The organism is Ruegeria sp. N8 (genome assembly GCF_056531325.1).
Genome location: NZ_JBQFLQ010000008.1, coordinates 139,030 through 153,009, shown reverse-complemented (window position 1 = coordinate 153,009; position 13,980 = coordinate 139,030). Strand labels below are relative to the sequence as shown.

General features: G+C 57.6%; 13 protein-coding genes. 11 read left to right on the top strand and 2 right to left on the bottom strand.

Annotation, left to right across the window (positions count from 1 at the left end; translation table 11 throughout):
- From ACR0C5_RS15665 to pdeM, 11 genes are all read left to right on the top strand, one after another.
- A complete protein-coding gene (locus ACR0C5_RS15665; RefSeq protein ID WP_480877760.1) occupies positions 1 to 633 on the top strand; it encodes an OmpA family protein in 633 nt (210 codons plus the stop codon).
- 201 nt (positions 634 to 834) lie between these two features.
- Positions 835 to 2,070: a CpaE/TadZ family protein gene (locus tag ACR0C5_RS15660; RefSeq protein ID WP_480877758.1), complete on the top strand. Its 1,236-nt coding sequence runs from the start codon at positions 835 to 837 to the stop codon at positions 2,068 to 2,070.
- A gap of 24 nt (positions 2,071 to 2,094) precedes the next feature.
- A complete protein-coding gene (locus tag ACR0C5_RS15655) occupies positions 2,095 to 3,537 on the top strand; it encodes a TadA family conjugal transfer-associated ATPase (RefSeq protein WP_170769981.1) in 1,443 nt (480 codons plus the stop codon).
- A gap of 12 nt (positions 3,538 to 3,549) precedes the next feature.
- Positions 3,550 to 4,518 (top strand): type II secretion system F family protein, encoded by a 969-nt coding sequence (locus ACR0C5_RS15650; RefSeq protein ID WP_170769980.1) that lies wholly within the window; start codon positions 3,550 to 3,552, stop codon positions 4,516 to 4,518.
- Between the two features lie 10 nt (positions 4,519 to 4,528).
- A complete protein-coding gene (locus ACR0C5_RS15645; RefSeq protein ID WP_170769979.1) occupies positions 4,529 to 5,515 on the top strand; it encodes a type II secretion system F family protein in 987 nt (328 codons plus the stop codon).
- Between the two features lie 50 nt (positions 5,516 to 5,565).
- Complete coding sequence (locus ACR0C5_RS15640; protein ID WP_237218035.1) at positions 5,566 to 6,123, top strand: tetratricopeptide repeat protein; 558 nt, start codon at positions 5,566 to 5,568, stop codon at positions 6,121 to 6,123.
- An 11-nt stretch (positions 6,124 to 6,134) separates the two neighbouring features.
- Entirely contained in the window at positions 6,135 to 6,986 is an 852-nt protein-coding gene (locus ACR0C5_RS15635) for a tetratricopeptide repeat protein (protein ID WP_170782875.1), read from the top strand.
- Positions 6,987 to 6,989: 3 nt separating this feature from the next.
- Positions 6,990 to 7,535, top strand: a complete 546-nt coding sequence (locus ACR0C5_RS15630) for a prepilin peptidase (RefSeq protein ID WP_480877755.1) — start codon at positions 6,990 to 6,992, stop codon at positions 7,533 to 7,535.
- 117 nt (positions 7,536 to 7,652) lie between these two features.
- Positions 7,653 to 8,960 carry an ATPase gene (locus tag ACR0C5_RS15625; RefSeq protein WP_170769976.1) on the top strand — a complete coding sequence of 436 codons (1,308 nt, stop codon included), beginning with the start codon at positions 7,653 to 7,655 and terminating at the stop codon, positions 8,958 to 8,960.
- A gap of 39 nt (positions 8,961 to 8,999) precedes the next feature.
- Positions 9,000 to 11,408, top strand: coding sequence for a ligase-associated DNA damage response DEXH box helicase (locus ACR0C5_RS15620; protein ID WP_480877753.1), 2,409 nt, complete (start codon positions 9,000 to 9,002; stop codon positions 11,406 to 11,408).
- Positions 11,409 to 11,452: 44 nt separating this feature from the next.
- On the top strand, positions 11,453 to 12,124 hold the full coding sequence (pdeM, locus tag ACR0C5_RS15615) for a ligase-associated DNA damage response endonuclease PdeM (protein WP_480877751.1): 672 nt from the start codon (positions 11,453 to 11,455) through the stop codon (positions 12,122 to 12,124).
- On the opposite strand, the gene ACR0C5_RS15610 is transcribed toward pdeM, so the two are convergent.
- Together ACR0C5_RS15610 and folD are read right to left on the bottom strand one after the other, a co-directional pair.
- Complete coding sequence (locus tag ACR0C5_RS15610; RefSeq protein ID WP_480877749.1) at positions 12,121 to 12,858, bottom strand: LytTR family DNA-binding domain-containing protein; 738 nt, start codon at positions 12,856 to 12,858, stop codon at positions 12,121 to 12,123. The genes pdeM and ACR0C5_RS15610 overlap by 4 nt on opposite strands.
- A 198-nt stretch (positions 12,859 to 13,056) precedes the next feature.
- On the bottom strand, positions 13,057 to 13,947 hold the full coding sequence (folD, locus tag ACR0C5_RS15605; RefSeq protein ID WP_480877747.1) for a bifunctional methylenetetrahydrofolate dehydrogenase/methenyltetrahydrofolate cyclohydrolase FolD: 891 nt from the start codon (positions 13,945 to 13,947) through the stop codon (positions 13,057 to 13,059).
- Positions 13,948 to 13,980 lie beyond the last annotated feature (33 nt).

The window sequence follows — 13,980 nt, the reverse complement described above, 5'->3', positions numbered from 1 at the left end:
ATGCAAAAGTGGATAATCGCACTGGGTCTTTCGGTCTCTGTCACCGCGTGTACGCGAGAGGCCGGATATGAAATCGACCAAGGCGCATTCGGAAATGCGACACTGCACAACACGCGTGTCCTAAACGGCGACCTGAGCTACGCTCAAATTCTGGGTCAGAGATTCGCCGCCGAGGTGCCGACGCAGATCAACTTTGCCTTCGACAGCGCTCAGCTTGATGAATCGGCACGGCGGATTCTGTTGCGGCAAGCGGCTTGGATCAAACAATTCCCAGAAGCGCGCTTCCGGGTTTACGGACACACCGACGCGGTCGGCTCTCAGGCTTACAACCAAGCCTTGGGTCAACGCCGGGCAAACGCAGCAGTGGCATTCCTGACTCAACAGGGCATTTCACGCTCCCGTCTTGAGGCTGTTGTATCCTTCGGCAAAACGCGTCCGTTGATCGACACGCCGAACAGGGACCGCCGCAACCGCCGGACCGTGACAGAGGTTTCCGGCTTTGTGGACGGTAACCCGCTGATTCTGGACGGTAAATACGCCGAAGTGATCTACCGCGAATATGTCGGAAGCGCGACGTATGAAAGCCAGTTGCGCTCTGAAACAAACCTCGGTGACACCTCCGAAGGCGAATAAAACAATAAACTTGAATTGGGCGGCATCGTCGCCCAATTCCCTACAATTGGTTCTTTTGCGCCTAAATCTTGCCTAAGTTCCAAGCCACATTTTCAACAATTGGGTGAAGTCGGCCGTAAAAGGTCGCAGCAGGGCAACAGCCAGCCTGATCGAACGATTGCGTTCGCCGGGATGGCTGCCCTCATGATGAGGATTGGGTTAATGACAAGCGCAACGACGCAAGATGACAACACCGCCATTCTGGCCTGCACGATCAGCAGAGATGTCCAGAATTTCGACTTGCTCATCGAAGATATGGAAGCCGCTCTGGGTGAGCGCTGGGGCGATCTGGGATTTGCGGAAGCACTTGCTTTCTTTGGACAGCCCGAGGCGGACAACCTGGAATTCGTCGCTCTTGCCATCGACGGCGAAGACGAGGACAACCTGACCCAGATGGGCGAGATCATCTCGCGCGCTAAAGAAAAGAAAATCAAAGTCGTCCTTATTGCCGAAGATGTGACTCCGGCATCGCTGCATCAGTTGCTGCGCAAGGGCGCGGACGAATTTGTTCCCTACCCTCTTCCCGAAGGCGAACTGCAAGAAGCAATCGCGCGCATGAATCAACCTGACCCCGTCGTTGTCGCACAACAAGCTGCGGTTCAGCTGACGCAGGGCGAGTCGAAAGAAGGTGCTTTGTTCGTTGTGCATGGGCTGGCTGGCGGCGTCGGATCGACGACAATGGCCGTCAACCTTGCCTGGGAATTGGCAACCGCATCGGACAAGGAAACCCCGAAGGTCTGCCTGTTGGATCTGGATTTGCAGTTTGGCACCGTGTCGACCTATCTGGACCTGCCGCGTCGCGAAACGGTGTTCGAGATGCTGTCAGACACGGATTCGATGGATGACGATGTCTTCTCGCAAGCGCTGCAAAGCTACGAAGACAAGATGCAGGTTCTAACGGCCCCTTCGGACATGGTTCCGCTGGATCTGATCACTCCCGAAGACATCCAGCGCGTGATTGATAACGCGCGCAAGCACTTTGACTATGTGATCGTCGATATGCCGAGCACGCTGGTGCAGTGGTCGGAAACCGTTCTTCAGGCCGCGCATGTATATTTCGCCCTGATCGAGCTGGATATGCGCTCGGCCCAAAACGCTCTGCGCCTCAAGCGCGCGTTGCAGGCCGAGGAACTGCCCTTCAACAAGCTACGGTTTGCCCTGAACCGGGCCCCGAAATTCACTGATCTAAACGGTAAAAGCCGCGTGAAACGTATGGGCGAAAGCCTGGGTATTTCGATTGATCTGCAACTACCCGACGGCGGCAAGCCGGTGATGCAAAGCGGCGATCACGGTCTACCGCTGGCCAATTCGGCAGCAAAGAACCCATTGCGCAAGGAAATCGCAAAACTGGCAAAGTCACTTCACACCCTTGGCAGCAGCAGCGCCGAGGCCGCGTAACATCATCCCAAAGGGGGATCCGACGTGTTTTCAAGATACAAGAAACAGCCCGCCGGACAGCCGGTCGAAGCAATCAAGGCGCAAGCCGCGACACCTGCCCCGGCGCCGGAAAAAGCAGCTTCAGCGACTGCGGTCGCGCGGCGTCCGCTCAAGAAAAAAACCGCCGAGCCGGTCGCAAGTGACAAGGAACGCAAGCGTAAGGAGCGGTTGGGCGAGATCAAGATCGAGTTGCATCGTGAACTGCTTGAGAACCTGAACCTGGCGGCCCTTGAGAATGCGGGCGAAGCCGAACTGCGGGCCGAGATCAGCTCGATCGCCAGCGAGGTTCTGGAAGACAAGAACATCGTGCTCAACCGCGATGACCGTTCGCAACTGAACAAAGAACTATATGACGAAGTCACCGGGCTTGGGCCGCTGGAAACGTTGCTTCAGGACGATACCGTAAACGATATTCTGGTAAACGGCCCGCAACAGATTTTCGTGGAACGCCATGGTAAGCTGGAAATCAGCGACATCACGTTCAAAGATGAAAAGCACCTGATGCGGATCATCGACAAGATCGTGTCCGCCGTGGGTCGTCGTGTGGATGAATCCAACCCGTATGTTGACGCCCGTCTGGCCGATGGTTCGCGTTTCAACGCCATGGTACCGCCAATTGCGGTGGATGGCTCGCTTGTGTCCATTCGTAAGTTCAAAAAGGATAAGCTGGGCATTGACGACCTGGTCAATTTCGGCGCGTTCACCGAAGAAATGGCGGCCTATTTGCAAGCCGCCGTGTCGACCCGGCTGAACGTGATCGTCTCGGGAGGTACCGGTTCGGGTAAAACGACCACGCTGAACGCCCTGTCCAGCTTTATCGATGACGCCGAGCGTATCCTGACCATCGAGGATACGGCGGAACTTCAGCTGCAACAGACCCATGTGGGCCGGATGGAAAGCCGCCCGCCCAACGTGGAAGGCAAAGGCGAAGTCAGCCCGCGCGACTGTCTGAAAAACGCCCTGCGTATGCGCCCTGACCGCATCATCGTAGGCGAGACGCGTGGCGCCGAGGTGATCGACATGTTGCAGGCCATGAACACCGGTCACGACGGGTCGATGACCACGATCCACGCCAACTCGGCCCGGGACGGGATCTCGCGTTTGGAAAACATGATTGCAATGGCTGGGATCGAAATGCCGATCAAGGCGGTCCGCAGCCAGATCTCAAGCGCTGTGAACCTGATCGTGCAAGCCAGCCGCTTGCAGGATGGCTCGCGCCGAATGACCTCGATCACTGAGATCACAGGCATGGAAGGTGACGTCATATCGATGCAAGAAATCTTTAGATTTCAACGTGTTGGATTGACGCCCGAGAACAAAATCATCGGTCATTTCACCGCCACCGGTGTACGTAGCCACTATTCCGAGCGGTTCCGTCTGTGGGGCTTTGACCTGCCCCCGGCGATCTATGAACCGACGACAATGTAAGGAGTTCCCATCATGCAACTGCCGGTCGAGGCCCTTATTTACGTCGTCATTTTCGTCGCCGTATTGGCACTGGTCGAAGGGATCTATCTGGTCGCCTTTGGCAAATCCATCAGCTTAAACAGCCGCGTCAATCGACGTCTGGACATGCTCGATAAAGGTGTCGGGCGCGAACAGGTTCTGGAACAGCTGCGCAAGGAAATGCAGCAGCACATGAAATCCCAGAGCATCCCGCTCTATTCGCTTCTGGCCGACAAGGCGCAGAAGGCGGCGATTGCGTTTTCGCCGCGGCAACTGATCATGATCATGGTCCTGGTGTCGGGCTTTGCCTTCATGGGGTTGAGCATCGGAACCGCTACAGATGTGGTCCTGCGTATTGCGCTCTCAATCGCTATCGGCGTTGGAGGCGTGTATGCGTGGGTGAATCACAAGGCCGGCAAGCGCATGGCCATGCTGGAAGAACAATTGCCAGATGCTGTGGAACTGATGGTGCGTTCGCTTCGGGTCGGTAACCCGTTCGTATCCACCATCCAGATTGTGGCGAACGAGGTTCAGGATCCACTTGCAACCGAGTTTGGCGTGATTGCGGACGAATGTGCCTATGGCCGCGACGTGGGCGAGGCCCTGAAGGATCTGGCCGAGCGGCTCGACATGCAGGATCTGCGCTTTCTGTCCGTTGCCGTCGGCATTCAGCAACAATCCGGGGGTAACCTGGCCGAGGTTCTTGCTGGTTTGGCGCTTGTCATTCGATCACGGTTCCGTCTGTTCCGTCGTGTAAAAGCCATCACGGCCGAGGCGAAATGGTCCGGTAAGTTCCTGTCCGGCTTTCCCGTCTTTTGCCTGGTCTTCATTCTGGTGAAAGACCCTGGATACTATGACGAGGTTCTGGACCATCCCTGGTTTATCCCGGCATGCTTCTTTGTTGGCATCATGCTCACGGTGAACCTGATCGTCATGCGCATTCTCACAAACATTAAGGTCTGAGGAGGACCCCATGGAATTCCTGACCCATATCAATAACTTGATCACAGAACACCTCGGCGAATTCGGCCCGTTGATCATCGTGGGCGCGCTGGGGGTACTAATGATCCTTGTCGCCATTCCGTTGATGATGAATCAGCGTGAAGATCCGCTGAAAAAGTTGCAGCGTTCGCAAGCGGCACCGAAGAAGAGCAAGAAGGACAAGCGCGACAAACTGCGCACCGCAGGCCGCAACGAACAGCTTGAAAAGTTTTCGAGCTTTCTGGAGCCGAAAAATGAAGAAGAACTCTCTGCTATGCAGCTCAAACTGCGTCAGGCGGGGTATCAGTCCAAGGACGCCGTTCGCTTCTTCCACTTTGCGCAATTCGCTCTGGGCATCGTCGGCCTACTGATCGGTATGTCTTTGGTAACCGTTTTTGCCGGAGACCAGGAGTTCACCTCGCAACAGATGATCATTCGCGTTTTGATCCCTGCGGCCGCTCTCTACTTCCTGCCCCGCTATTGGATCACCAGACGCGTCGCCGAGCGGCAGGGTGCCATTGAAGCCGGCTTCCCTGACACGTTGGACTTGATGCTGGTTTGTGTTGAGGCCGGCCAATCATTGGACCAGGCCATCGTCCGGGTCGCGTCCGAAATGAAAGCCTCCTACCCTGACATCGCGCAAGAGTTCGAGGTCGTCGCCTACGAGCTGAAGGCTGGTAAGGACAAAGACACCGTTCTGCGTGACTTTGGGACGCGGTGCGGGGTGCAGGATGTCAACTCGTTCGTGACTGTGATGATCCAGTCGGCCACTTTCGGGACGTCGATCGCAGACGCCCTGCGGGTTTATGCCAGCGAAATGCGTGACAAACGTGTTATGCGGGCCGAAGAGGCCGCTAACAAGTTGCCAACCAAAATGACACTTGCCACAATGATTTTGACGGTGCCGCCGTTGCTGGTCATTTTGGTCGGTCCTTCGGCAAAAGCTATCTCGGATTTCGCAAACACTGGCAGTGGTTAAAAAAACCGATGAAAAACACAAACAGGGGCGTCTCAAACTGGGTGCGCCGCATGCTGCAGGCCATCATGGTTTTTACCATGGTGGCCTCTTGCACGGAAACGACACAGAGTGACAACCTCACCCCGCCTAGCTTTGATCCAGATGGCGAGGCCGAGGATCCGTTGGTGGTCGCCAATCGCCTGCTGGTATCGGGTGAATATGATCTTGCCTTGGATTCCTTTGCCCGTGCCGCTCTGGATCAGGGTATGACCTCCGAAATCCTGACCGGTATGGGCACTGCAAATCTGGGTCTGAAGCAGTTGAAGCCGGCTGAAACCCTGTTGCGCCGCGCGGTCGAGGAGGACCCTGAATGGTCCGTTGCCTGGAACAATCTGGGCGTTTTGCTGATCGAAAAAGGCGAATATCCTGAGGCCGCTCAGGTCTTTCGGCGCGCCTTCGCGTTGGACAATGGCGAAAGTGACGCAATTCTGGACAATCTGCGCTTAGCTCTCGCAAAAATGGAAAATCCTGTTAATACTACTCCAGAAGAACAAGAATACACATTGGAGCAGCAAGGCGACGGGCAATTCACGCTTCGCAAGCTCCCGGAACCAGAGCCAGAGCAGTAAGGGACGCAAAAATGCGCCAACAATTCTTGATTCCGTCGATGGTTTTGTGTGGGCTGATCCTGTCGGCCTGCGAAAAAGAAACCGAAGAGGAAAAGGTCGAAAAGACGTTTCAGGAAGTAAACGTCATCGACGAGACCAATTTGAACGATGTTCTGCTGACCGCCGCAGACCCGAACGAGGCCGTGACCTATTTCCAGGGCGCAGCCGCAAAGAACCCCGGTCGGATTGATTTGCAGCGCGGTCTGGCCATTTCACTGTCTCGCGCGAAGCGCACCACCGAGGCGAAGGCCGCTTGGAAAAAGGTCACCACCATGAAAGGGTCCGGCAACGTGGACCGTGTGGAGTATGCGGACGCGCTGGTCCGGTCGGGCGATTGGAATCAGGCCAAGACGGTGCTGGACGGTATTTCGCCAACCTATGAGACATTCAAACGGTATCGCCTCGAGGCGGTTGTCGCGGATTCTCAAAAAGATTGGAACCGCGCGGACCATTTTTATGAAACCGCTGTCGGTTTGACGACCCGTCCCGGAAGCGTGATGAACAATTGGGGCTACTCCAAACTGTCGCGCGGCGATTACGAAGACGCCGAGCGTCTGTTCGCTGAAGCAATTCGTCAGGACCGGACGCTCTTTACCGCCAAGAACAATCTGGTTCTGGCGCGTGCGGCTCAGGGAAACTATGCGATGCCGGTTGTCCCGATGACGCAGGTTGAACGCGCTATGTTGCTGAACACAATGGGGATTTCCGCAGTCAAACAAGGCGATGTTGCCACTGCGAAGAACCTGTTCCGGGAAGCGATTTCCACGCACCCGCAGCACTACGAGGAAGCGGTTCGTTCGCTCCGTGCGCTCGAGGAAGCCTGATTGATGCACATCCCAGCAGAGGCCGCGGCCTGGTTTTTGCCGTTCGTCCTGCCGATCTGTTTTTATGTTGCTTTCACCGACATGCGCGAGATGCTGATCAAGAACCACGCTGTGGTAGCGTTGTTTGGCGTCTTTGTGGTGATCGGTCTGTTTCTAATGCCTCCTTGGTCAATGGAGTGGACGCAGGGGCGGCTGGGGCCAATTGCGATTTCCCTTCCACCTTATATCTGGCAACTTCTGCACGCGCTCGTCTTTCTGGTTTTGGGCATCCTGTTTAATGTCGCCGGGGTCATGGGCGCGGGGGACGCCAAGTTCATCGCGGCGGCTTCTCCGTTTGTGTGGACCGCCGATTTTCGTGCGGTGATCCTGATTTTGATGGCAACTACATTGGCGGCATTTGCCACGCATCGGTTGGCCAAGGCGACCCCCTTAAGGGCCATCGCGCCCGAATGGGAAAGCTGGAACAGGGGCAAGCAATTTCCCATGGGATTTGCGCTTGGCGGTAGCCTCGCCCTTTATCTGATACTGGGAACTGTTTACGGCTCGTAAACTATCATTAACCCGCCTTGTCGATGCCTTGGTACTGCCACAAAGCAAGGCCAGTTTTTCTACCAAGCGGCCCCGTGGGGGCTTTTGGCGTGAATACTGGATGGACGGGCGACGCTCATGAATATGCAGACAACCTCGGTCATGGCCCCTCCTGCCCCCAAAGGGCTGGGTGAAATGCGGCTTCCGATCGTGATGATGCGGGACATTCTGTTGAAAACGATGTTCCGCAAGAACGTAGACACCGTTTCGGAAGTGGCCGAAGCGATTTGCCTGCCCGGTGCGGTAACACAGGAATTGATCGATATCTCACGCGAACAAAAATTGCTTGAGGCGACAGGTACGCTGAACGCCAATAGCGGCAATGAGATGGGTTACCAGTTGACCGATGCCGGTAAGGCGCGGGCGCTGGATGCGCTTAGCCAGTCGGAATACTTTGGCGCGATGCCGGTTCCGCTGGACGTGTACCGCGAACAGGTCAAGCGCCAGTCGATCCGCAATATTCAGGTGACACGCGATCAGCTAACCGGTGCTATGGGCCATCTGGTTCTGCCCGACAGCCTGTTGGATCACCTTGGACCTGCGGTCAGCGCGGGTCGCTCGATCCTGATGTATGGACCGCCGGGCAATGGTAAATCCTCGATTTCGAACGGGATTCGCGATGCGTTGGGGGACAGTGTCTATGTTCCGCGCGCAATCGAATATGCCGGTCAGGTGATCACCGTTTATGACCCGATCGTACACACGGCGATCGAACAAGAGGCTGACGACCCCAACAGCCTTCGCCGCCGCAAACGGTTCGACACCCGCTACGTGCAGTGCGAGCGCCCGACCGTTGTGACCGGTGGTGAACTGTCGCTGAGCATGCTGGACTTGGTCTACAACCCCACCGCACGGACCTATCAGGCCCCGCTGCAGCTGAAATCGACCGGCGGCATCTTTATCGTGGACGACCTTGGCCGTCAGGCCGAGCCACCCCAGGCACTGATCAACCGCTGGATTGTTCCGCTGGAAGAAAGCAAGGATATCCTAGGTCTGCAATCGGGCGAGAAGTTTGAGGTGCCTTTTGACACGCTGGTGATCTTTTCGACCAACTTCCACCCGAATGAGATTTTCGACCAAGCGGCTCTGCGCCGGATCTTCTTTAAGATCAAGATCGACGGCCCGAACCAGGAAAACTTCCTGAAAATCTTCGCCATGGTCGCCCGCAAACGCGGCATGCCGCTGGATGAAGCTGCTTTGGTACATTTGTTGAAGGTCAAATACCCAACCATCAACAATATCTACGCCAATTATCAACCGATCTTCCTGATCGACCAGATGATCTCGATCTGCGAATTCGAAGGCATCCCCTATCAGATGAGCCCCGACCTGATTGACCGCGCCTGGGCCAACATGTTCGTCAAAGAAGAAAAGATCGTTCACTAACCCCTGCCATTCTGACGCCGGGCGGGCCATCATACGGCCATGACGCCGATTCCCGCCCGGATCACCGACTGGTTCACGACCAAAGGCTGGTCGATCCACCCCCACCAACAAGATATGTTCGACCGGGCCATGGACCCGGCAACGTTGCTGATCGCGCCCACGGGTGGCGGCAAGACGATGGCCGGGTTTCTGCCGACATTGGCCGAACTGTCCGAAAGTGCTCCAGAGGGTCTGCATACGATCTATGTCTCGCCGCTCAAGGCGCTGGCGGCGGATATCCGGCGCAACCTGCGGGGCCCAGCGGATGAGATCGGCCTGCCCATCCGTATTGAGGACCGCACAGGTGACACTTCGGCCACGCAGAAGAAACGCCAACGGGTGGACCCTCCGCATATCCTACTAACCACGCCGGAAAGCCTGGCCCTGTTGACCTCATACGAAGACGCGCAACGCATGTTTCACGGGGTACAGCGTGTGATCGTTGATGAGATTCACGCGCTGGCCGAAAGCAAGCGGGGAGATCAGTTGATGCTGGCACTGGCGCGGCTGCAAACACTCGGCCCGACTATGCGGCGTGTGGGGCTATCTGCTACGGTCGAGGACCCGGACGCCATCGCCCGGTTTCTGGCCCGGCACCCCGACCCCTGCCAAATTGTACAGGCCGACCCCGGACCAGACCCCGACATTCAGATGCTTGAAACCCAGGAGCTGCCGCCGTGGTCCGGCGGCGGGGCCGCCTATGCCATTCCTGCGGTTCTGAAACAGATCAAAGAGCACAAAACAACGCTGATCTTTCACAATACCCGCGCGCAGGCCGAGGTTTTCTTTCATAACCTGTGGCTCGCCAATGAAGACGCCCTGCCGATTGGCATCCACCACGGCAGTCTGGATCGGCAACAGCGTGAACGGGTCGAGGCCGCGATGGTGCGCGGCGATCTGCGCGCGATTGTGTGTACCGGTTCGTTGGATCTAGGCATCGACTGGGGCGACGTGGACCTTGTGATCCAGATCGGTGCGCCCAAGAATGTCAAACGTCTGGTTCAGCGGATCGGGCGCGCTAATCACCGCTATAACGCACCCTCGAAGGCTCTGCTGGTGCCGGCAAACCGCTTCGAGGTGGTGGAATGCATCGCCGCGCTCGAAGCCGCTCTCGCACATGATTTGGACGGGGAACCGCGCGGCGCAGGACCTCGCGATGTGCTGTGTCAGCATATCCTGATCGCGGCGGCGGCAGGCCCGTTTGATGCGGATGCGCTTTATTCGGAAATGGTGGCCGCCGGACCGTTCGCCGATCTGTCCCGCCCGCAATTCAATGATTGTCTGGAGTTCTGCGCCACCGGAGGATACGCCCTGCGCGCTTACGACCGTTGGCAGCGGCTGCAACGACGCCCCGATGGCATGTGGCAGTTGCGCGATCCACGCGCGGCGCAGCGCATCCGCATGAATCTGGGAACGATTCAGGACACCGACACGCTGAAGGTTCGGCTGAAACGCAATCGCGGCGGCAAACCGCTGGGCGAGGTTGAAGAGGCCTTTGCCGCCACGCTCACCCCCGGTGACACGTTTCTGATCGGCGGTCAGATCGTGCGTTACGAAGGCCTGCGCGACATGACGGTTGAGGTCAGCCGACGCGCGGATCGCAAGCCAAAAGTCGCTGTGTTCTCGGGCACGAAGTTTGCCACCTCGACGCAGCTTAGCGACCGTATTCTGCGTATGTTTGCCCAACCGGACTGGCCACAACTGCCCGCGCACACGGCGGACTGGCTAGCCCTGCAACGGCAGGTTTCACGCCTTCCCAGCCGTGAGCGGCTGCTGATCGAAAGCTTCCCCTCGGACGGGCGCGAACATCTGTGTGTTTACGGGTTTGCCGGGCGCAATGCGCAGCAAACGCTGGGTCTGTTGCTGACCAAACGGATGGAGGAAACCGGCCTTGCGCCGCTTGGGTTTGTCGCCACCGACTATGCCACCCTGATCTGGGGGTTGGACGCCGTCACCGACCCGCGCCCCCTGTTTCAGGCCGAGACGCTGCGCGATGGAGTGGACACGTGGCTGGCGGGCAATGCCGTGATGAAACGCACCTTCCGCAGCTCGGCGACCATTGCGGGACTGATCGAGCGCAACACCGGCGGGCAGCGCAAAAGCGGGCGGCAGGCGACGTTTTCCTCGGATATCCTTTACGACACCTTGCTGAAATACGACCCCGATCACCTGCTGATGCAGATCACCCGCGAAGAGGCGATGCGAGGTCTGGTCGACTTTGGCCGGATCGAGGACATGATTGCACGGATTGGCAACCGCATCGACCTGCTGCGGCTGGATCGCGTCTCACCCCTGGCAGCGCCCCTGTTTCTTGAGGTCGGCAAAGTCCCCGTCAAGGGCGCTGCCGAGGAGCGGCTTTTAGCCGAAGAAAGCGCGCAACTGCTGCAGGCTGCCGGGTTAAAGCCCTAGCGAATCCGCTTGCAGCGCCGCAGAAAACCCGCAAAGAACGTATCATGAACGATCTGACATTCACCTTTGCCGGGCACACGCTGCGCGCCTTGGGCAGCGGGGCGCTTTGGTGGCCCGATCAAAGCCTGCTTTGCGTGTCTGACCTGCATCTGGGCAAGTCAGAGCGTCTGGCACGCCGATCCGGCCTGACCTTACCACCCTATGAAAACCGGGACACCTTGGCGCGGCTTTCCTCGGACATCGCCCACACGCAGGCCGAGACGGTAATTTGCTTAGGAGACAGCTTTGACGACCTGGCCTCAACGCGGGGTCTGAACGAAGCCGAAAGGTTGCAGATCGCGGCCTTGCAAGCCGGTCGCCGCTGGATTTGGATCGAAGGCAATCACGACCCCGGACCGGTCGATCTGGGCGGCGCGCATCTGGCCGAGCATTCAGTTTCGGGCCTGACCTTCCGCCACATCGCGCACCCTGACGGAAGGGCCGAAATCTCGGGTCACTACCATCCCAAGGTGCGGCTGAAACTGCGAGGACGATCAATCTCGCGCCCCGCATTTCTGCTGGACAAACGCCGCCTGATCCTGCCCGCCTATGGCACCTATACGGGTGGCCTGCGCAGCACCCAGCCGGTGCTGGAAAACCTGTTGCAGGCAAAGGCAAAGGCCATTTTGACCGGATCGACCCCTCAGATGATCCCCATGCCAAGAGAGGGCGTTTAGACGACCCCCTGCTCTTCCAGCATGGGTTTGTACTTGCGGCTGATCGGCACCAGATCACCATTCGTAAGACGCATAACCATTTTACCGTCGTGTTTTTCGATCGCCGCGATGGCGTCTTCTACCACCCAATGCGACCTGTGGGTGCAATAGCCACGCACAGGCTCCATCTCGTCAATTGCATCTGACATGCGCGACCGAATGATGAAACTGCCCTCTGATGTGACCACATTCACCGAATGATCCTGAACCGCCAAGCGGTAGATCCGCCCTGAAAAGCCTTGCGGCAATCGTCGGAACAAACGAGGTTGCTGCAACACGACGTCAGGCGCGGCAGGGTCCGGATTTCGGACCAGCACCAGCCCGGTTGTGAACAAAGCCCCGTAAGACACAACCGGCAAAAGCCCCGGTGCTTGCACCCCATGCACCGCAAACAACAGCCAGACCAACACCCACAGGCAAGGCACGAACAGCACAAAGACAACCGGAATCACCGCCAAGTCGCGGCGCGAAAGCTCAAGCTTGAGGAACCAGTTGCAACTGATCTTGTGCGCAGCCCATGTGGCTGCCACCGCCAATGCGGTAACGCAAACCCAAAACGCAAGCCGTGTCGGAAAAGACAGATGCAATCCGGGAAAGGGCTGAATGGCAAAAGCCAGCAAGGGCAGGAAAACGAAGCCTGCTATCAATCGGCGCAAAGTAATCACGGCCAGAATTGAATTCAGTTTGGTCTTCATAGTGGTTCAGAACTTCCCCCGGCCCCAACACAGGCATCGGATCAGATCGTAACCGGCTGGGATTACTGACTTATCATCGATTTCAGGTCGGTTAAAGTCTGGTCGACGAAATTTAATATTTCCACAATGAAACCAAAAATGGCCGAAGAGAGGTCATCCCTTCGGCCATTTGAATGTCAGCTTGGCTGCTCTGGCAGGTTAGGCTGTCAGCCCCTCGGGCTCGGGCAGGCCATTGGCGCGGCAGCACGCTGTCAGAGTGTTGGCCAGCAGGCAGGCGATGGTCATCGGACCTACGCCACCCGGAACCGGCGTGATCGCGCCTGCTCGCTCGGCGGCGCTGGCGTAGTCGACGTCTCCGACCAGCTTATTCTTGCCGTCACGCTCAATGCGGTTGATGCCCACGTCGATGACAGTCGCACCTTCCTTGATCCAGTCGCCCGGCACCATCTCGGGGCGACCCACAGCGGCGACAACGATGTCGGCGCGGCGGACAACGTCCGGCAGGTCTTTGGTGCGGCTATGTGCGATGGTCACGGTGCAGCTATCGCCCAGCAGCAGTTGCGCCATCGGCTTACCCACGATGTTCGAACGACCGATCACAACCGCGTCCATACCCGACAGTGACCCGTGGTAGTCGCGCAGCATCATCAGACAGCCCAGCGGCGTGCAAGGCACCATCGACTTCTGGCCGGTGCCCAACAGACCCACATTCGAGATGTGGAAGCCATCCACATCCTTGGCCGGGTCGATCGAGTTGATCACCAGATCTTCGTTCAGGTGCTTGGGCAGCGGCAGCTGCACCAGAATGCCGTGCACGGCCGGATCGTTGTTTAGCTTGTCGATCAGTGCCAGCAGGTCTTCTTCCGAGGTCTCGGCGTCCAGCTTGTGCTCGTACGAGTTCATGCCGACCTCGACGGTCTGCTTGCCCTTTGAGCGGACATAAACCTGGCTGGCCGGATCCTCGCCCACCAGAACCACGGCCAGACCGGGCGTGATACCGTTTTCCTCTTTCAACTTTGCAACCTGATCAACCACTTGTGCACGCACATTCGCTGCAAAGGCCTTACCGTCGATAACCTGGGCTACCATCCTGTGATCCCTTCTTTCCAAAAACGGATCGGG

What these genes read in the sequence shown, in the direction of transcription:
- ACR0C5_RS15645 (WP_170769979.1), top strand. Translation starts at nt 4,529, where the DNA reads ATGGAATTCCTGACCCATATCAATAACTTGATCACAGAACACCTCGGC.
- ACR0C5_RS15635 (WP_170782875.1), top strand. Translation starts at nt 6,135, where the DNA reads ATGCGCCAACAATTCTTGATTCCGTCGATGGTTTTGTGTGGGCTGATC.
- pdeM (WP_480877751.1), top strand. Translation starts at nt 11,453, where the DNA reads ATGAACGATCTGACATTCACCTTTGCCGGGCACACGCTGCGCGCCTTG.
- ACR0C5_RS15660 (WP_480877758.1), top strand. Translation starts at nt 835, where the DNA reads ATGACAAGCGCAACGACGCAAGATGACAACACCGCCATTCTGGCCTGC.
- ACR0C5_RS15620 (WP_480877753.1), top strand. Translation starts at nt 9,000, where the DNA reads ATGACGCCGATTCCCGCCCGGATCACCGACTGGTTCACGACCAAAGGC.
- ACR0C5_RS15610 (WP_480877749.1), bottom strand. Translation starts at nt 12,858, where the DNA reads ATGAAGACCAAACTGAATTCAATTCTGGCCGTGATTACTTTGCGCCGA.
- ACR0C5_RS15630 (WP_480877755.1), top strand. Translation starts at nt 6,990, where the DNA reads ATGCACATCCCAGCAGAGGCCGCGGCCTGGTTTTTGCCGTTCGTCCTG.
- ACR0C5_RS15625 (WP_170769976.1), top strand. Translation starts at nt 7,653, where the DNA reads ATGAATATGCAGACAACCTCGGTCATGGCCCCTCCTGCCCCCAAAGGG.
- ACR0C5_RS15640 (WP_237218035.1), top strand. Translation starts at nt 5,566, where the DNA reads ATGCTGCAGGCCATCATGGTTTTTACCATGGTGGCCTCTTGCACGGAA.
- ACR0C5_RS15665 (WP_480877760.1), top strand. Translation starts at nt 1, where the DNA reads ATGCAAAAGTGGATAATCGCACTGGGTCTTTCGGTCTCTGTCACCGCG.
- ACR0C5_RS15650 (WP_170769980.1), top strand. Translation starts at nt 3,550, where the DNA reads ATGCAACTGCCGGTCGAGGCCCTTATTTACGTCGTCATTTTCGTCGCC.
- folD (WP_480877747.1), bottom strand. Translation starts at nt 13,947, where the DNA reads ATGGTAGCCCAGGTTATCGACGGTAAGGCCTTTGCAGCGAATGTGCGT.